Raw genomic sequence first — 16,901 nt, 5'->3', positions numbered from 1 at the left:
GGCGCGAGCTCGTCGTTTGCGCTCTCAGCGCAGCAAGGGATTCGCCCAGACCACCAGCGGCGGCAACGCGCCGGCCGGCACTGCGTCGGTAGCGGCGACCAACTCGAGCACGCCGACCTTGCCGATCGGCAGTTCGACGGCGACTGCCGCATCGCCGCTGCGCATCGGCGCGCTTTCGTACAGGAGCCTGGCGTCGCCGTAGACGCGGAACACGGTGGTGCCGGTGCCGCGCGCGTCGCTCTCCTGCAGCCCGAGCGACGTGCTGAACTTGGAGAACTCGCCGCGCGTGAGGATCTCCAGCCGCGAATCGGCATGGGCGCCGATGCCGTATGCGTATGCGTTGCCGGCGATCCTCAGCGGCTGGCCGTACGGCGTGACATCGGCGCGCGGCGTGCCGGAGGCGGCGTCCAGCGCGGTGGCGTAGGTCGGCAGGCCGTCGGCGGCGACATGGATGCGCCCGGTCATTTCGCTCAGCAGCGTCGCGTCCGCTTCCACCGGCGCGCCCTTGATCTTGAGCATCATCGCGGCATGCGGCGCCAGGGCATAGCGCAGCGGGCCCTGGCGTGATGGCAGGTCGCGGCGGCGCCACAGATCGCGGACCGCCAACGGCGTGCCGGCGGCCAGCTTCATCTGTCGCGCATCGACCTGCGCCACGGCCGCGGTGTCGCCGCGATTGAACAGCAGCACCGCGCGTTCGCCGCGTGCCGACAGCGGCTTGACCAGTACCTGAACCGGCGCAGCCTCGACCACCAGTGTGGCCTGGTTGCCGGCCGCATCCTGGTTGATCGCGATCACCTCGGGATTGCGCAGCAGTTCGATCAGCGGATCCGGTGCGCGGGTCAGGTCGAACCCCAGCAGCAGCGGTGCGGACAGCATCGCCCACAGTGAGAAATGGGTGCGCGCTTCGGTCAGGTGCGCGGCATCGAACGCGCCCAGGCCGACCGCCAGCATGTCCGGATCGTTCCAGCGGCCCGGGCCGGCGTACAGTTCGCGCCGCGAGGCCGAATCGAAGTTGTGCAGCATGCTGTCCCAGGTCGGCTCGATGTCCGGGCTGGTGCGCCACAGGTGGCCGTAGCTGCCGCCCCAGTCGCGCACGCCGGCCTCGCCCCAGGGGCAGATCGACAGCACGTAGTCGTTGTCGGGATTCAACGCGGCCAGCAGCCGGCCGATGCGCGCGTAGTGCGTTTCCACCGCGTCGCGGTCGCTGCGCACGGCGTCGCCGCGCACGATCAGCGGGCGCAACGCGCGCTGGCCGGCTTCGCGCACCGGCGCGCTGTCGGCGGCGAAGTCGGCCAGGCCGCAGGCGTCCACCTTCAGGTAGTCGAAGCCCCAGTCCTGGAACATGGTCTTCAGGTCCGAGGCTTCGAAGCCCTGCAGGCCGATCTCGCGCTCGGCCACGCTGCCCACCGGCAGGTTGGGGCTGGTGCGGTCGAACGCCTGCGAGCAGGCGTTGCGTCCGACGTCGGTGTACAGGCCGGCCTTGAAGCCGCGGGCATGCAATCCATCGGTCCAGGCACGGAAGCTGGTGCCGCCGTCGCCGGTGCTGGCGATGGGGAACATGGAGGTGCGGATCGCGATCTCGCCGCTGGCGCGGCGCTGCAACCACCAGCCGTCGTCGATGTTGATATAGCGGTAGCCGGCCTGCTGCAGGCCGCGGCGCTGGATGGCGTCGACCACCGACAGGATCCGCGCCTGGTCGACGTCGGTGCGGAAGGCGTTCCACGGATTCCAGCCCATCGGCGGGGTAGCGGCCGCGCCGTGGCCGTACACGCTGAAGCGGCCGCTGGGTTGCAGGGCGTCGTGGCGCTGCGCCGCGCTCGCGGCGACGGCGATGGTGCAGAGCAGGGCGGCCAGCAGCGGGCGTTTCATCGGCGTGTCCTTGGCGGGCGCGGTCGGCGTCGGCGGCGATGTTTCAGCGGGAGGGAATGGCGGCCAGTTGCCGCGCATAGAGCGCGGCCCCGTAGTGCGGCGCGTGCAAGGGCGCGCGCAGTTGGAAATCGCGAGCGGCCGCGTCCAGCGCCAGCCGCAACGGGTGCATCAACAGCTCGCCGGCGCTGAACGCGCCACCGGAATACGACACCGGCACCGACTCGCCGGCTGCGAATCCGAGCGCGCCGCGCAGCGCCACCGCGATCGCCGCCAGTTCCTGGCCTGCGTGCTCGAAGATTGCCGCGGCCACCGCGTCGCCCGCCTGCGCGGCGCGCGAGACTAGCGGCGACAGCCTGGCCAGGTCGCCGCGGCTGCCGACGCCTTCGCCGTAGACGTGCGCGCAGATGTCCAAGTCATGCGCGCCCAGCTGGAAATGCTCGCGCAGCAGCGCATGCAGCGGACCGCGCGGCAGGCGCCCGTCGCTCATGCGCGAGAACGCGTTCAGGCCCTGCATCGCGATCCAGTAGGCCGAGCCTTCGTCGGAGAACGCTTCGCCCCAGCCGCCGCAGCGCGCGGCGGCGGCACCGCGCCGGCCGTAGCCCATCGAGCCGGTGCCGGCGATGATGTTGATGCCGTCGGCGCAGGCCAGCGAACCGGCCCAGCCGCACACCATGTCGTTGTCGCAGGCGTAGCGGTCGTGGCCCAGCACCTGCGCGGGAATGCCCTGCAGCGCGGCGGTGGCGCGGCTGTCCTCGCCATAGGCGGGCAGCCCGAAGAAGGCCTGCGCGATATCGGCCGGGACGCGCTGCAACTGGCCGAGGACCTGGCCGATGCCCTCCGCCAAGGTGGCGCGCACGCCGTCCAGGCCCACCTGCGGGTGATAGGTGGCGCCCAGCTGCGCCTCGGCCAGCAGCGCGCCGCTGGCGTCGATCGCGGCGAAGCGGGTCTTGCTGCCGCCGCCGTCGACGCCGAGATAGAGCGCTGCGCTCATGCGTCCAACGCGTACAGACGCACGCCCTGCACGACGCGGTTGACCACCCCGGACGGATTCGGGTTGTCCGGGGTCACGCCCATCGCGCGCGCGGTCAGGAACGCGAACAGCTGCGCGGCGGCGATGTACGGCCACAGCAGGTCCGCGTCCACCGCCGCATGCATGCCGGCAACCGCGAGCGTGTCCGCCTCCAGGCCCGGGCGCGGCTGCGCGGTGATCTCGACGATGCGCGCGGCGCAGCCATCGCGGCGCAGTTCGTCGAGCAGGTCGTGATCGTAGCGACGCGTGTAGGGGTCGTTGGACACGAACACCAGCACCAGCGTGCGCGCGTTGACGAAGGTCTTCGGCCCGTGGCGAAACCCCAGCGGCGAGTCGTAGCAGGTGGCCACGGCGCCGTTGCTGAGCTCGCCGAGCTTGAGCGTGGCCTCGCGCGCCAGGCCTTGCAGCAGGCCGCTGCCCAGGTACACCACGCGCTCGAAGCCGCCGCGCGCGAGCGTTTCCAGCAACGGCCGCGCGTGCAGCAGCACCGCGTCGACGGCGCGGCCGATCGGGCCGATGCGGGCATCGAGCGCGCCGGCCGGCAGCAGCGCCGCCAGGGTGGCGTACATCATGCAGCTGAAGCTGGAGGTCATCGCGAAGCTGACGTCGTGGGTTTCCTGCGGCAGTAACAGGGTCATGGCCCTGGCCACCGGCGCGCGCGCCAGCGCGCCGTCGCGGTTGCAGGTCACCACCAGGTGGCGCACGTCGGCGACCAGCGCTTCGGTCAGGTCCACCGCGGCCAGGCTTTCGGGACTGTTGCCGGAGCGGCCGAAGGAGATCAGCAGCAGCGGCTGCGCCGGGTCCAGGTACAGCTGCGGCGCGCAGACGATGTCGGTGGTGGGCACCGCGTCCACGCGCGCGGCCAGCACGCGGTCCAGCAGCGGCGCCAGGCACTGGCCGATGTAGGCGGAGGTGCCCGCGCCGGTGAGGATCACCCGCGCGCGCGGGTCGTCGGCGATCGGTGCGGCGAAGGCCTGCAGCTGCGCGTGCAGTTCGGCGACCAGCGCGTGGGTGCGTTCGAGCATGCGCGGCTGCTGCGCGATCTCGCGCGCGGTCCACAGCGCGCCGCTCGCGTGCAGTTCGGATTCGGCAATGCCGAGGGCATCAGGAGGGGTCATGGGCATGGCATGCATGGTGATAGTCGTCGAGAACGGCACTGACGTGGGCCATGACCAGGGACTGCGGATCGCGCGTCGCGGTCCCGGTACGGATGGCGTGCAATGCGTGGGGGAGATACTGGCCGAGGAGCGGCAGTGGCGGCGGATCGGCGCGCAGGTTGTCGAACAGGCGCACGCGCGCCTGCTCGATCTGCGCATCCGGCCAGTAGTAGCGGATGCGGTCGCTGAGGCTGTACTGCAGGTCGATGGCCAGGCCGCGGCCCTGCCCGTGGTAATAGCGCTGCCAGTGGCCGGGGGCGGCCTGCATGCGGCGCACGGTCACCTCGCGCAGGTTGGCGCGCTGCGTGGCGTCGATCCATTCGCGTTCGATCGCGTCCAGCGCCCACAGCGCTTCGCGCAGGGCGAAGGTCAAGCCGGGGCCGACCTTGAGGATGGCGAAGTGGTCGCGCACCAGCGCGTCCAGCGCCGCGCGCGTCTGGTAGTCGGTGGAATGCGCCTCGAACACCATGCCCGGCACGGCGGTCACCGCCTGGCTCAGTTCGCGCGCCTTGCCGCTGTCGTAGTCGATGACGGCGTGATGGTCGAATTCAACGCCCGGTTGCACCACCGAGGCGATGACCCGGGCCCAGGCACCGCCCAGCCCGGCCTGCGCGAACGCGCTGCGGTGCGCTTCGATGGTGGCCAGCGCCGCGTCCGGCGTGGTCAGCGCCAGGCCGTCGATCGCTTCGGTGGCGCCGCCGGGCACCGGCACCTCGGTGCCGATCACGTACACCGGCGCTTCGCCGCCCGCCTGCGCCCATGCGTCTTCGGCGGCGCGGCACAGGCGCACCGCGCGGCGCACGATCTCCGCTTCGGGCAGCGGCTGGGGATCGCCGCTGCAGGCCATCGAGCAATCCAGGTGGATCTTGCGGAAGCCGGCGGCGACGTACGCGGCCACCATGACCTCGGCCTTGTCCATCGCCGCGGCGGCGTCCAGCGCCGTCCAGGGGTTGGGGCCGAGATGGTCGCCACCCAGCGCGATGCGGCCGCGCTCGAAGCCGACCCGGTCGGCGATGGCGTACACGAACGCGACGAAGTCGGCCGGGCGCATGCCGGTGTAGCCGCCGTCCTGGTTGACCTGGTTGCAGGTCGCCTCGAACAGCACCAGCGCCTGGCCGCTGCGCTGCGCATGGCGCAGTCCGGCTTCGACGACGAGGGGATGGGCCGAGCAGATCGAGGTCACGCCGATGGCGTGACCTTGCCGATGCCGCGCGATCAGATCGAGCAGAGCGTGCATGGAAAATCCAGTCAGGGGGAAGAGGGCGGTGGCGGCGCGCGCTCGGGTTCGAGCACCAGCAGCAGCGAGGCGAGCAGCGCCAGCACCAGGCCGATCGCCTTCAGCGGCCCCGGCACGAGGCCGGCGAACAGCAGCGCCAGCGCGGCGGTGACCAGCGGCGCGCCGGCATTGCTCAGCGGCGCCACGACGATGGCCTTGCCGTAGCGGAAGGCGTAGACCAGGGTGACCGCGCCCACGGCGTTGAGCAGTTGGATGGCCGCGGTCATCCACGGCCCGTCCAGTCCGCTGTTGATCGGCTGCCGCCAGTCGGTCATCGCCAGCGCCACCGGAGCCAGCAGCAAGGCGCCGAGCGTCATGTAGGCGAAGATGCTTTCCGCGCGCACGCTGTCGTTGGCCAGCTTCATGAAGAACGCCTGCACGCCCCACGCCAGCATGATCAGCAGCGACTGCAGGAACCAGCCCAGCCCGCCGCCGCTGCCGCGGCCGAACGACAGGTCCAGCAGGGGCAGGGCGAGCAGCGCCAGCACGATGCCCAGCGTGCCCTGCCAGCCGGTGCGCTCGCGCAGCAGCAGGAACGACAGCGCGATGGTCGCCACCGGCGACAGCGAGATGATCGGGAACACGAAGTACGCCGGGCCGATGGTCAGCGTGTGGAACAGCAGCATCTGCCCACCGGCGCCGAGCAAGCCGATGGTCAGGCCGTAGCCGATCGCCCTGGGCGAGCGCTCCAGTTGCCAGCCGTTGCGCCACAGCAGGTACAGCGCCGGCGGCAGCATGGTCAGCGCCCACACGCAGTACACCAGCGTGTCGGGGAAGCCGTGCGCCGCCGACAGCGGCGACAGCGCGCCCCACAATCCCCACAGCACCACCGTGGTCAGGGCGAAGACCAGCCAGGGCCGGCGCCGCGCGGTGTGGGTCGGTGCCGCGCTCATGCCGGATCCCTGGCCGGCGTGGCCTGCAGGAACAGGAAGCGCTCGAAGCGCGCGGGCAGGAACGCATGCGCGGCATCGACCACGCCGAGTTCGCGTTCGTTGAACAGGTCGCGCACCTGCCAGCGGCCCGGCGCCAGGCCGCGCAGCTCGACCTTGCCGTCCCACTGCGGCGCATAGAACGTGTAGTACTGCGCGCCGTCCTTGCGGATCGCATGCGCTTCGGGCTTGTCGAAGCCGATGTCGTACAGCGTGCCCAGGTACTCGCCCTTGGGCAGCATGTGGGTCTTGTACAACGCCACCCACTTGCGCCACAGCGCTTCGCGCTCGGGCGTCAGCACGAAACCGCCCGGCGGCAGCGGCACCGACGGATGCGCGGTGTCCTTGGGCCAGGTGAACTTGCTGGAGATCACCGCGCCGATGCCGACGCTGGAGGCGAAATCGTCGCGGTTGTCGGACAGCTCCACGTGGTCGCCAGCGTAACTGCTGCGCGCGCCGATCAGCGCCTTGATCGACTTGCCCTTGCTGCGCACCTGCCATGACGACAGCGGGTCCGAGGACGGGTACTGGTCGGTGGCCGGCAGGTTGTGGAACGCGAACGCGGTGCCGCACGGGCACAGTTCCACCACCGCCTGCGGATTGGCCTGGTGCGCGGCGCGATAGATCGCATCCCAGAACTTGGCCAGGCCTTCGACCGAGTCATTCGGGCTGGCGTGGTGGTGCGCGGGGTTGTAGCAGGGCGCGACGGCGTTGAGATGCTGGCCGTCGAGCTTGATGCCTTCGAAGCCCCAGTCGCCGATGGCCTTCTTCACCAGCGCCACGTAGAAGTCGATGGTCGGCTGGTAGGCTGGGCACTGGGTCAGCGCGTTCCACCAGGTCACGGTCTGGAAGGCGCCTTCCTTGTCCAGCAGCAGCATGTCCACGTGCTCGTGCAACACGTCGCTGCCGGGATCGGCGGCCAGCGGCGCCAGCCACAGGCGGGGGCGCATGCCGTGTTTGCGCACTTCGGCGGTGAACGCGCGCATGTCGGCATCGCCGCGCGGGAACTTGCGCCGGTCGATCTTCCAGTCGCCTTCGTTGGTCTGCCAGCCGTCGTCCAGCACTGCCCATTCGAAGCCGAGTTCGCGCGCCTTGGGCAGGGTGGCGAAGATCTGCTGCACGTTGAAGTCGCGTTCGTAGCCCCAGGCGCACCAGATCGGCGCGAACGCCGAGTCCGGCGGGCGCGGGCCTTCGATGCCCTCGGCGCGCATGAACGCCTGGTACTGCTGCAGCGGGGCGTAGAAATCGCCGCTGTGCACGGCCAGCAGGGTGCGTTCGGTGACCAGTTCCTGGCCGGGCGCCAGCGTCGTCGCCTGCGCCGATTCGATCGCGATCGCCGCGCCCGCGGCGGTGCGGCGCACCGGCATGTCCAGCGGGCGCGGCATCAGCTCGACGTGACCCACGGCGATGCCGACGTCACGGCGCCAGAGATTGGCCAGCGGCGTGCCGCCGCCGTAGTCGGAGGAATCCATCGCCAGCGTGTTGCGCTGCGCGAAGCCGTCGCCGAGCGGTTGCACCCAATCGCGGCGGTCGGTGTGGGTGGCGCCGGAGAAACTCCAGAAGCCGCCGGCGACGGCCGGCAGTTCGTGCGCGCCGTTGCGCCAGCCGGCCACCTGCAACGCGGTGGTGCCCAGGTTGCGATAGCGCACCTGCAACAGCGCCAGGCCGGGCAGCGCGTCGAACAGGCTCACCGCTACCTGCTTCTCCACGCCGGCCTTGGCCGCGCGGCCGGTGAACACGGTCTGCCGGCCGCGGCCATGGCGCGGATCGTCCAGCGCATGCGCTTGCTGGCCGGTCAGCGCGAAGTCGGTGAGTTCGCTGCCGTCGGCCAGCAGCAGCACTTCGCTGGGCTGGTAGGCGGTCAGCGGCTTGCCGCGGAAAGACAGCCGCGTGTGCATGCGCCGATCGAAGGCGAGGGACAGCACCGCATCGGCGATCACCGGCTTGCCGTCGGCGGCGTTCGCATCGACGGCTTCGGCCGAGCGCGCCCAGGGCGCCACGCTCCATGCGGCAGCGCCGGCCACGCTGCCGACGACGTACTTCAAGACACTGCGGCGTCCAATCGGGGACATGGGCAACGGGTCCGGTGGCGTTGTCGGCATTCTGCGCGCGGCCCGGCGATTGATGCAAGCGTTTTGTTTCGTTATGTTGCTAATTGTTTCGATGACGCGAGGTGGAGTGATGAAGACCGTCCTGATCCTGTTCGGCGTTCCGCTGGCCATCGCCCTGCTGGGCGGCGCGCCGGCAGCGCATGCGCAATCCGACGCGAAGCGCGCCAACACGGCCGACGCGCCCTATGCGATTGCCGATTTCGCCAAGGTCCGCAAGTACGACGCGCATGTCCATGCCAACCGTGCCGACCGCGCCTTCCTGGAGCAGGCGCGCGCCGACAACTTCGAACTGCTTTCGATCAACGTCGACTATCCGGATTTCCCCAGCATCGAGCGGCAGCACCGCGATGCGCTGCTCCTGGCCAAGGCCGATCCGGCGCGCTTCCATTGGGCGGCGACGTTCTCGATGCGCGGCTATGCCAGGCCCGGCTGGCGCGAGCGCGTCGAGGCCGGCCTCGACCAGGCGGTGCGCGAAGGCGCGCGCGCGGTGAAGGTGTGGAAGAACATCGGCATGGTGGAGAAGGACGCGCAGGGCAGGCTGATCATGCTCGACGATCCCGGCCTGGCGCCGGTCGCCGAGCACATCCGCGCACTGGGCGTGCCGCTGATCGCGCACCAGGGCGAGCCCTACAACTGCTGGCTGCCGCTGCAGCAGATGACCACCAACAACGACCGCGAGTATTTCGCCAAGCATCCGCAGTACCACATGTACCTGCACCCGGAGATGCCCTCGCATGCCGCGCTGATGGCCGCGCGCGACCGCTTCGTCGGCGCGCATCCGCAGTTGCGGGTGGTCGGCGCGCACATGGCCAGCCTCGAATACGACGTCGATCGGCTGGCGCAGTTCCTGGACCGCTTTCCCAACGCCACGGTCGACCTGGCCGCGCGCATGAGCCAGGTGCAGTACCAGTCCAACCGCGACCGGGCCAAGGTGCGCGACTTCTTCGTCCGCTACCAGGACCGCCTGCTGTACGGCACCGACCTGACCTACGCGCCGGGCGCCGATCCTGCGCAGTTCCGTGCCGAAGCGCACGGCGTGTGGCAATCGGACTGGCGCTATCTGGCCACCGGCGAGAGCCAGCGCGTCGCCGTGCTGGAGGCCGACGTGCGCGGCCTGGCGCTGCCGCGCGCGGTGATCGACAAGATCTACTACCGCAATGCGGTGCGCGAATTCGCCGCGGCCAAGACCGCTGCGCGATAGCCCGCGATCAGGCGCGCAGCAGGTCCACGCCCAGCGCCTGGCAGGCCTGGGCGACGTCTTCCGGCGCGCCGGTGTCGGTGATCAGCGCGTCCAGCTCCGACACCGGGATGATCCGGTGCAGGCAGATCTTGCCGAACTTGGAACTGTCGGTGATGGCGATGACCGCGCGCGCGGCCTCCACCATCTTGCGGTTGAGCATCGCCTCGGGCTCGTAGTGGGTGGTGATGCCACGTTCCAGGTCGAAGCCGTCCACGCCCAGGAACAGCAGGTCCACGTGCAGCGCGTCCAGCGCTTCGACCGTCAGCCCGCCATAGAAGGCCATGTTCTTGCGCCGCAGTTCGCCGCCCAGCATCACCAGGTTGATGTGGGTCTTGGGGCTGAGCGCGGTCAGCACGCCGAAGTCGTTGGTGACCACGGTCACGTCGATGTCCGGCAACGCTTCGGCCAGCTGGATCGCGGTGGTGCCCGAATCGATGGCGATGGTGTTGCCCGGCTGCACCATCGCCGCCGCGCGCCGGCCGATGCGGCGCTTTTCTTCCAGGTGCACGGTGCGCTTGGCGTCGTAATGCGGTTCGGCCGGCACGGCGTTGACCGCGCTGCTGTCGATGCCGCCGCCGTAGGCGCGCGCCATGACCCCGCGTTCGGCCAGGTAGCGCAGATCCTTGCGCACGGTCTGCAGGCTCACCCCGAACTGCTGCGCCAGGGCGGACACCTGCACGCTGCCGTGCTGGCGGACCAATTCGCTGATCTGGAGGCGGCGTTGGCTGGTGTCGCGGGTGACGGACATGGGGGCTCCTTGCAAACGGTCCAGAGTATGCGACAGTTCGTTACATTTCGCTATTGATACAAAACGAAACCTGATATAGGCTCGGTTTCGTTGCTTTTCATCTGGCCCCCGCACCGCCGTCCTACGCCCGCCAGCCCAGGAGACCGCCCGTGAACGCCGTTCGTCCGCATCGCCACAGCCTGTTCCATGCCATCGCCCTTGCCCTGCTGATGCCGGCCACGGCCTGGTCCCAGGACGCCGTACCGGTCTCGCCGCAGGCGCAGCCGGCGCCGGGCAGCGCCACCACCAGCAATGCCGAGGCAAGCCAGAATCCGGTCGACCTGGAGACGATCCAGGTCACCGGCGTGCGCGCCGCCCTGGCGCGTTCCACCGAACTCAAGCGCGACGCGGCGACGGTGCAGGATTCGATCAGCGCGCTGGAGCTGGGCCGCTTCCCGGACGACAACGTGGCCGATTCGCTCGGCCACATCACCGGCGTGTCCATCACCCGCACCGCCGGCGGCGAAGGGCAGAAGGTCAGCGTGCGCGGGCTGGGGCCGGAATACACGCTCACCACCTTCAACGGCCGCATCCTGGCCACCGACGGCGCCGGGCGCGATTTCGCCTACGACGTGCTGCCGGCCGACGTGATCAGCGGCGCCGACGTGGTCAAGGGCGCGCAATCGGTGCTGACCGAAGGCGCCATCGGTGGCCTGATCAACCTGCGCTCAGCCAGCCCGTTCGACCAGAAGGGCCAGCACGCGATCGTCCGCGCCGAAGGCGACCGCAACCAGATGTCCGAACTCAACGGCCGCAAGCTGTCGGCGGCCTACAGCAACACTTTTCTCGACGACACGTTCGGCGTGCTGCTGGGCGTGGTCTACGCCGAGCGCAAGGACCGCACCGACATCGCCGGCAACGACGGCGGCTGGACCCGCAATCCCGACCCGAGCGACCCGAGCTGGGGCGGCAACGCCTGGGGCGGCAATATCGATCCCAACGGCAACGGCCAGCTGGATCCAGACGAATACGGGCTGATCGCGCCGGGCCAGTTCCGCGTCGGCTCGATCCTGGAGGACAAGAAGCGCCGCGCCTTCTCCGGCAAGTTCGAGTGGCGGCCGAACGACGACGTGCGCATCGTCGTCGACGGACTCAAGACCCGCCTCGATTCGCCGCAGGTGTCCTACCAGCAGTCGTACTACCCGTTGTTCGCGCCGGGGCGCTGGTCCGACATCACCGTGCAGAACGGCATCGTCACCGGCCTCACCCTGGACAACCCGGATCCGGAGCTGCGCATGAACCCGGAGATCCTCAACCAGACCGAACACCGGGTGGTCGACACCGACCTGTACGGCATCAACGGGCAATGGAAGGCCAGCGACAGCCTGACCCTGACCGGCGACCTGTACCGCTCCACCTCCAAGCGCTATTCCGGCGGCCAGGACACCTACGTGGTGCTGCGCATGAACCAGCCCAACACCACCCGCATCACCCTGGGCCGCAATGCCGTGCCCAATGTCACCGCCAGTTTCGACGACGGCCGCGACCTCGCCACCGGCCTGGCCAACGGCCAGTTCACCGACGCCGACTTCAACACGCACTACATGGAACTGCGCGGCGACAACATCGCCGACGAGATCACCGGCGGCACCCTCGGCGGCAAGCTGTACGTCGGTCAGTGGGGCGTGGACAACCTGCATTTCGGAGTGACCCGCACCGAGCGCAGCAAGCGCCGCGACCTGATCAACAATACCCTCAACGGCGGCGCCGACTACTATTCCGGCGACAACGCGATCAATGTCGGCGCGCTGGGCGGCAATGTGCTCGATCACACCTTCGCCCTGCCGCATTTCATGGATAAGGTGGGCTCCACGTTCCCGCGCACGTTCCTGGCCTTCGACGTGCCCAACTATCTTGCGCAGTTGCGGGCCTACGACGGCAATCCGCGCCAGGACGGCAGCACCTACGACTACGCGCTGGCCGCGCCGCAGTGGAATCCGCTGGAAAGCTACCGGGTCGAGGAGAAGACCAACGCCTTCTACGTGCAGGCCGACCTGTCCGGCGAGCGCTGGAACGCCGATGTCGGTGTACGCCTGGTCAAGACCCGCACCCGCGCGCAGGCCTGGGACGCGAAGATCCTCAGCATCACCGAGAACGGCGCGTTCAACTACACCGCCGAATACGCCGAGCCAACCGCGATCGTGCAGGACGGCGACTACACCTTCGTGCTGCCGTCGGGCAACTTCACCTGGCGCTTCAGCGACGACCTGCTGCTGCGCGCGGGCGCGGCCAAGACCATGGCGCGCCCCTCGGTGGACAAGCTGGCGCCGACCAACACCACCGCCAGCGTGTCCTGGGGCGAGTTCACCCAGATCTACGGCGGCAACGTCAACCTCAAGCCCTACAGCGCCAAGCAGGGCGACCTGTCGCTGGAGTGGTATTTCGCCGAGCAGTCCATCGCCAACGTGGCGGTGTTCTACAAGCGCATCGAAAACCAGATCACCACCAGCTGGGAGCCGAACCAGGACATCGGCGTACCGGGTCACCTGTTCAACGTGATGCGGCCGATCAACGGCGACTACGCCAAGGTCCGCGGCATCGAGGCCGGCCTGCAGCATTTCTGGGACAACGGCCTGGGCTTCCGCGCGCAGTACACCCGCAACTGGTCGCGCAGCTGGGTCAACGGCGAGGAGCGCCCGCTGGAAGGCATCGCGCCGGCGGTGTACTCGCTCGGGGTGATGTACGAAAAGGGGCCGTGGTCGATCGGCGCCACCGCCGACCACACCGACGGTTTCGTCACCGCGGTCAACGTGCTGGGCGCCGGCTACAACGAACAGGCCGACAAGATCACCTGGCTGACCGCGCACGTGTCCTACGAAGTCAACGACATGCTGAGCCTCAGCCTGGAAGGCCAGAACCTGCTGGACGACGAGCAGACCTACAGCATCAACGGCAACCCGCTGCTGTCGCAGGGCTACAACCGCTACGGCCGCGCCTTCACCCTGGGCCTGAGCCTGCGGTTCTGAGCATCAGTCTGCGGCTCTAAGCATCCGCCCAGAGGACCATGCCTTAGCCCCTCTCCCACCGGGAGAGGGGTTGGGGTGAGGGTACGGCCCCAAGCGCATTGCTGGACACGCTCAAGCGTTCCCTCTTTAGCTGGCACTCGCAACGATCAAGGCCGAGCAGCCGGCGAGGTTTCAACATGAGCCCTTTCCGCTTGGTGTCAGGTAGTCAGAGTTGCCAACTCAATATGGTGGTGTCAATTCAATGGGCGCATCCATCGATTAGAGAAATCTCTTTCCGAAATAAAGCGGGCGCCTGAGCGGAGCCGGCCATGCCGTGTGACGAGCGTATCGTCAACGTGCAGCCCGTACTCTTGCCATCAAGAGGTCCCGTCGCCGATCCAGGCGAGACCTGTCGCTCAGGTAGAAGCTCGGCGACCAGAGAATCGCAACGACCGTGGCCGCTTCGGGCTCGGACAGCGCACTCAACGGTTTCGCGTACAGCCGCTGCGACAGCTGGCTGAGGCCAAGGCCCGAGCCGTTGTAGGACAAGGTGGTGTATAGCGCCACGATCTCGTCCTGCGACAGGTGCAGCCAGACCAGTCGATCCCAGAGCACCGTGCGCGCATGCCAGGCGAGCATGCCTCCATCGCGCGGTACATCCAGGCGCGCCAGCAGCATGCGGGCGACGGCCGCGGTAGGCGGATAGTCGGCTTGGTGCGACGCAAGGATATAGCGGCGAATCAGTACCGGCGGATTACGATCCTGCGCTGGAGCGCGCTTGAGGAGCGCCTGGATCTCCGCTCGGCGCGGCTGGAACGCCACCATGTCGTAGCAGGCGAATGCGGCAATCGCAATCAGCAAGAGCGCCGTGACTGCGGTTAATGCCGAGGCTGCGATGCGTTTCATGGGATGTCACTCATCGGACCCGTACCGGGTTGAGGGCACCTGGCTTGCATGGGCGGTTTTGACCGCAGAGCAGGGGGGTTACGCTGCCTGCTCAATCCGCGCAGAGCATGCGCACCCGTCCATCTTCGATGTATTTGTAGCAGCTGAAGTTTGCTACCCATTCCGAGCAACTGCCGATCGCTTTGGCACCCAACGGCAGGTTTTTCGCGACCAGGCAGCTTCCCTGGCAGTGCAGGCTGTCGGTGCATATCTTGAATGCATCGGTCGTCTTCACCGCGCAGGATTTCGGACTGCCGGGCAAGCCCTGCTCCGACCAGAATTGCCCGGCTGCCTTGCATGCGGACTCGGTCGACGGAATGGCGGGTTTCTCGGCCAATGGAATATCCGTCAGTTGTTTGTGCTGCAGGTTCCTGGCGCAGCCTAGCGAAAGCAGAAGCATGACGAGGCATGGCAATGACCACGTCATGAGCGCTGGTCGTCGATTGCTGTTGGGGATGCGCATGGGTGAAGGACTGAGTAGACCTTCAGGCCATCGCGACGCTCTGTCTGCATCGCTTCCGCGTCTGATCATGACGGTCCTATCCATGGATGTATGCGGGGCGATGCTATCGCTCGCCTCCATGAAGCACAAGCGACCACTGGTCGGTGGAGCTCGTCGTCTGCTTCATGGTCGGATGTCTCTAGGTCGCCCTGGTTACCAACAAAAAACGGGCGCCTTTCGACGCCCGTTCTCTCAGCTCTTCGCGTCCGGCGGACAAACCCGCCGACCACTCAGTACCGGTAATGCTCCGGCTTGTACGGACCGTCGACCGAGACGCCGAGGTAGGCGGCCTGGTCGTCGCTGAGCGTGGTCAGCTTCACGCCGATCTTTTCCAGGTGCAGACGCGCCACTTCCTCGTCCAGCTTCTTCGGCAGGCGGTAGACCTGCTTCTCGTAGCTGTCCTTGTTCTGCCACAGGTCGATCTGCGCCAGGGTCTGGTTGGCGAAGCTGTTGGACATCACGAAGCTGGGGTGGCCGGTGGCGCAGCCCAGGTTGACCAGGCGGCCTTCGGCCAGCAGGAAGATCGCGTTGCCGTTCGGGAACACGAACTTGTCCACCTGCGGCTTGATGTTGATCTTCTGCACGCCGGGGTACTTGTACAGCGCCTCGACCTGGATCTCGTTGTCGAAGTGGCCGATGTTGCAGACGATGGCCTGGTCTTTCATCTGCGTCAGGTGCTCGATGCGGATGATGTCCTTGTTGCCGGTGGTGGTGACGTAGATGTCGGCCTGGCCCAGGCTGTCTTCGACGGTGTTGACCTCGAAGCCTTCCATCGCCGCCTGCAGCGCGCAGATCGGATCGATCTCGGTGACGATGACGCGGGCGCCGTAGGCGCGCAGGCTGTGCGCCGAGCCCTTGCCGACGTCGCCGTAGCCGCAGACCACGGCGACCTTGCCGGCCAGCATCACGTCCATCGCGCGCTTGAGGCCGTCGGCCAGCGACTCGCGGCAGCCGTACAGGTTGTCGAACTTGCTCTTGGTCACCGAGTCGTTGACGTTGATCGACGGCACCAGCAGGGTGCCGGCCTCGGCCAGCTGGTACAGGCGGTGCACGCCGGTGGTGGTCTCTTCGGACACGCCCTTCCAGTCCTTGACCACGCGGGTCCAGTAGCCGGGGCGCTCGACCGCCACGCGCTTGAGCAGGTCCTTGATCACCTGCTCTTCGTGCGAGGAGGAGGGTTCGTCCACCCACTTGGAGCCGTTCTCCAGCTCGTAGCCCTTGTGGATCAGCAGGGTGACGTCGCCGCCGTCGTCCACCACCAGCTCCGGGCCGGTCTGGGTGCCGTCGGCCAGGGTGAAGGTCAGCGCGTCGAGGGTGCAGTCCCAGTATTCCTCCAGGCTCTCGCCCTTCCAGGCGAACACGGGGGTGCCGGTGACCGCGATCGCCGCGGCGGCGTGGTCCTGGGTGGAGAAGATGTTGCACGAGGCCCAGCGCACGTCGGCGCCGATGTCCTTCAGCGTCTCGATCAGCACCGCGGTCTGGATGGTCATGTGCAGCGAGCCGGTCACGCGCACGCCGGCCAGCGGCTTGGCGGCGGCGTACTGGCGGCGGATCGACATCAGGCCCGGCATCTCGTGCTCGGCGATGTCCAGCTCCTTGCGGCCCCAATCGGCCAGGGAGATGTCGGCGACCTTGTAGTCGCCCTCGGTGGAAAAGCTCTTGCGTACAGCGTTCATCGGTCATGCTCCGGTCAATGGCGAGAAAACTCGCGAAGGTCCGGGCGCCGTTGTCGCTCAAGCCTGCCGCCGAGCCTGGCCGGGTCTGCAGGCGGAAAGCCCCGCATCGACACGGTCGCAGCGCCCCTCGGCGGAGGGATAACCAATTATAGCGGCTGCGATGTGAGGTGCTTGAATGGGGGCGCTGCGGCCTGGGACGCGGCGCACGCCGGTCGTCCAGCGACGGCCCGGCACCGGGGTCTCGCCCTTCGGCCGGGCAGCCAAGCGGCCTGCGTTGCCGAGGATGCCTGGCATCTGCAGGGCGGCTTCAGTCGCGAGGCTTCTGGCTTGGCGTCGTCGCGACCGAAGTCGCTCCCACCAGTCCTGGTGACCTTGCATGGCGGGGCGATGGTTCGCTATGAAACCGTTACCACACCGGGCGAGGGACTAATACT

12 protein-coding genes and 1 riboswitch are annotated in these 16,901 nt (G+C 68.3%); of the genes, 2 read left to right on the top strand and 10 right to left on the bottom strand.

Features of this window, described 5'->3' with window-relative positions:
* Positions 1-24 precede the first annotated feature (24 nt).
* The 6 genes from HEP73_RS17885 to HEP73_RS17860 are packed head-to-tail and all read right to left on the bottom strand — an operon-like array spanning position 25 to position 8,333.
* Entirely contained in the window at positions 25-1,869 is a 1,845-nt protein-coding gene (locus HEP73_RS17885; protein ID WP_185820966.1) for an NPCBM/NEW2 domain-containing protein, read from the bottom strand.
* Positions 1,870-1,912: 43 nt separating this feature from the next.
* Entirely contained in the window at positions 1,913-2,860 is a 948-nt protein-coding gene (locus HEP73_RS17880; protein WP_185820965.1) for an N-acetylglucosamine kinase, read from the bottom strand.
* A complete protein-coding gene (locus HEP73_RS17875) occupies positions 2,857-4,017 on the bottom strand; it encodes an SIS domain-containing protein (RefSeq protein ID WP_185820964.1) in 1,161 nt (386 codons plus the stop codon). Before HEP73_RS17875 ends, HEP73_RS17880 begins: the two co-directional genes overlap by 4 nt.
* Positions 4,004-5,293, bottom strand: a complete 1,290-nt coding sequence (locus HEP73_RS17870) for a D-tagatose-bisphosphate aldolase, class II, non-catalytic subunit (protein WP_185820963.1) — start codon at positions 5,291-5,293, stop codon at positions 4,004-4,006. The genes HEP73_RS17875 and HEP73_RS17870 overlap by 14 nt, the downstream gene beginning before the upstream one ends.
* 11 nt (positions 5,294-5,304) lie before the next feature.
* Positions 5,305-6,225, bottom strand: coding sequence for an EamA family transporter (locus HEP73_RS17865; RefSeq protein WP_185820962.1), 921 nt, complete (start codon positions 6,223-6,225; stop codon positions 5,305-5,307).
* Positions 6,222-8,333, bottom strand: a complete 2,112-nt coding sequence (locus HEP73_RS17860) for a glycoside hydrolase family 36 protein (protein ID WP_185820961.1) — start codon at positions 8,331-8,333, stop codon at positions 6,222-6,224. The genes HEP73_RS17865 and HEP73_RS17860 overlap by 4 nt, the downstream gene beginning before the upstream one ends.
* A 109-nt stretch (positions 8,334-8,442) precedes the next feature.
* Here HEP73_RS17860 and HEP73_RS17855 point away from each other — a divergent pair, with 109 nt between their 5' ends.
* The gene (locus HEP73_RS17855) at positions 8,443-9,573 is read left to right on the top strand and encodes an amidohydrolase family protein (RefSeq protein ID WP_185820960.1); all 1,131 of its coding nucleotides are present in this window, start codon (positions 8,443-8,445) and stop codon (positions 9,571-9,573) included.
* 7 nt (positions 9,574-9,580) lie between these two features.
* Here the strand turns inward: HEP73_RS17855 and HEP73_RS17850 are convergent, their stop codons facing one another.
* Positions 9,581-10,360 carry a DeoR/GlpR family DNA-binding transcription regulator gene (locus HEP73_RS17850; protein WP_185820959.1) on the bottom strand — a complete coding sequence of 260 codons (780 nt, stop codon included), beginning with the start codon at positions 10,358-10,360 and terminating at the stop codon, positions 9,581-9,583.
* A 149-nt stretch (positions 10,361-10,509) separates the two neighbouring features.
* On the opposite strand from HEP73_RS17850, the gene HEP73_RS17845 reads away from it, so the two are divergent.
* Entirely contained in the window at positions 10,510-13,365 is a 2,856-nt protein-coding gene (locus HEP73_RS17845; protein WP_255423546.1) for a TonB-dependent receptor, read from the top strand.
* 330 nt (positions 13,366-13,695) lie between these two features.
* On the opposite strand, the gene HEP73_RS17840 is transcribed toward HEP73_RS17845, so the two are convergent.
* The 3 genes from HEP73_RS17840 to ahcY form a co-directional block, all read right to left on the bottom strand.
* Positions 13,696-14,250, bottom strand: a complete 555-nt coding sequence (locus HEP73_RS17840) for a transglycosylase domain-containing protein (RefSeq protein WP_185820958.1) — start codon at positions 14,248-14,250, stop codon at positions 13,696-13,698.
* Positions 14,251-14,341: 91 nt separating this feature from the next.
* Positions 14,342-14,626, bottom strand: coding sequence for a hypothetical protein (locus HEP73_RS17835; protein ID WP_185820957.1), 285 nt, complete (start codon positions 14,624-14,626; stop codon positions 14,342-14,344).
* A gap of 395 nt (positions 14,627-15,021) precedes the next feature.
* Positions 15,022-16,467: an adenosylhomocysteinase gene (gene ahcY / locus HEP73_RS17830; protein WP_185820956.1), complete on the bottom strand. Its 1,446-nt coding sequence runs from the start codon at positions 16,465-16,467 to the stop codon at positions 15,022-15,024.
* 35 nt (positions 16,468-16,502) lie between these two features.
* Positions 16,503-16,602: riboswitch (S-adenosyl-L-homocysteine riboswitch) on the bottom strand.
* Positions 16,603-16,901: the final 299 nt, after the last annotated feature.

It is taken from the genome of Xanthomonas sp. GW, from assembly GCF_014236815.1.
Classification (GTDB): domain Bacteria; phylum Pseudomonadota; class Gammaproteobacteria; order Xanthomonadales; family Xanthomonadaceae; genus Xanthomonas_A.
This window is presented reverse-complemented; position numbering and strand designations above follow the sequence as displayed.

Coding starts and splice junctions, on each gene's coding strand:
- HEP73_RS17885 (WP_185820966.1), bottom strand. CDS start 1,869: ATGAAACGCCCGCTGCTGGCCGCCCTGCTCTGCACCATCGCCGTCGCC.
- HEP73_RS17880 (WP_185820965.1), bottom strand. CDS start 2,860: ATGAGCGCAGCGCTCTATCTCGGCGTCGACGGCGGCGGCAGCAAGACC.
- HEP73_RS17875 (WP_185820964.1), bottom strand. CDS start 4,017: ATGACCCCTCCTGATGCCCTCGGCATTGCCGAATCCGAACTGCACGCG.
- HEP73_RS17870 (WP_185820963.1), bottom strand. CDS start 5,293: ATGCACGCTCTGCTCGATCTGATCGCGCGGCATCGGCAAGGTCACGCC.
- HEP73_RS17865 (WP_185820962.1), bottom strand. CDS start 6,225: ATGAGCGCGGCACCGACCCACACCGCGCGGCGCCGGCCCTGGCTGGTC.
- HEP73_RS17860 (WP_185820961.1), bottom strand. CDS start 8,333: ATGTCCCCGATTGGACGCCGCAGTGTCTTGAAGTACGTCGTCGGCAGC.
- HEP73_RS17855 (WP_185820960.1), top strand. CDS start 8,443: ATGAAGACCGTCCTGATCCTGTTCGGCGTTCCGCTGGCCATCGCCCTG.
- HEP73_RS17850 (WP_185820959.1), bottom strand. CDS start 10,360: ATGTCCGTCACCCGCGACACCAGCCAACGCCGCCTCCAGATCAGCGAA.
- HEP73_RS17840 (WP_185820958.1), bottom strand. CDS start 14,250: ATGAAACGCATCGCAGCCTCGGCATTAACCGCAGTCACGGCGCTCTTG.
- ahcY (WP_185820956.1), bottom strand. CDS start 16,467: ATGAACGCTGTACGCAAGAGCTTTTCCACCGAGGGCGACTACAAGGTC.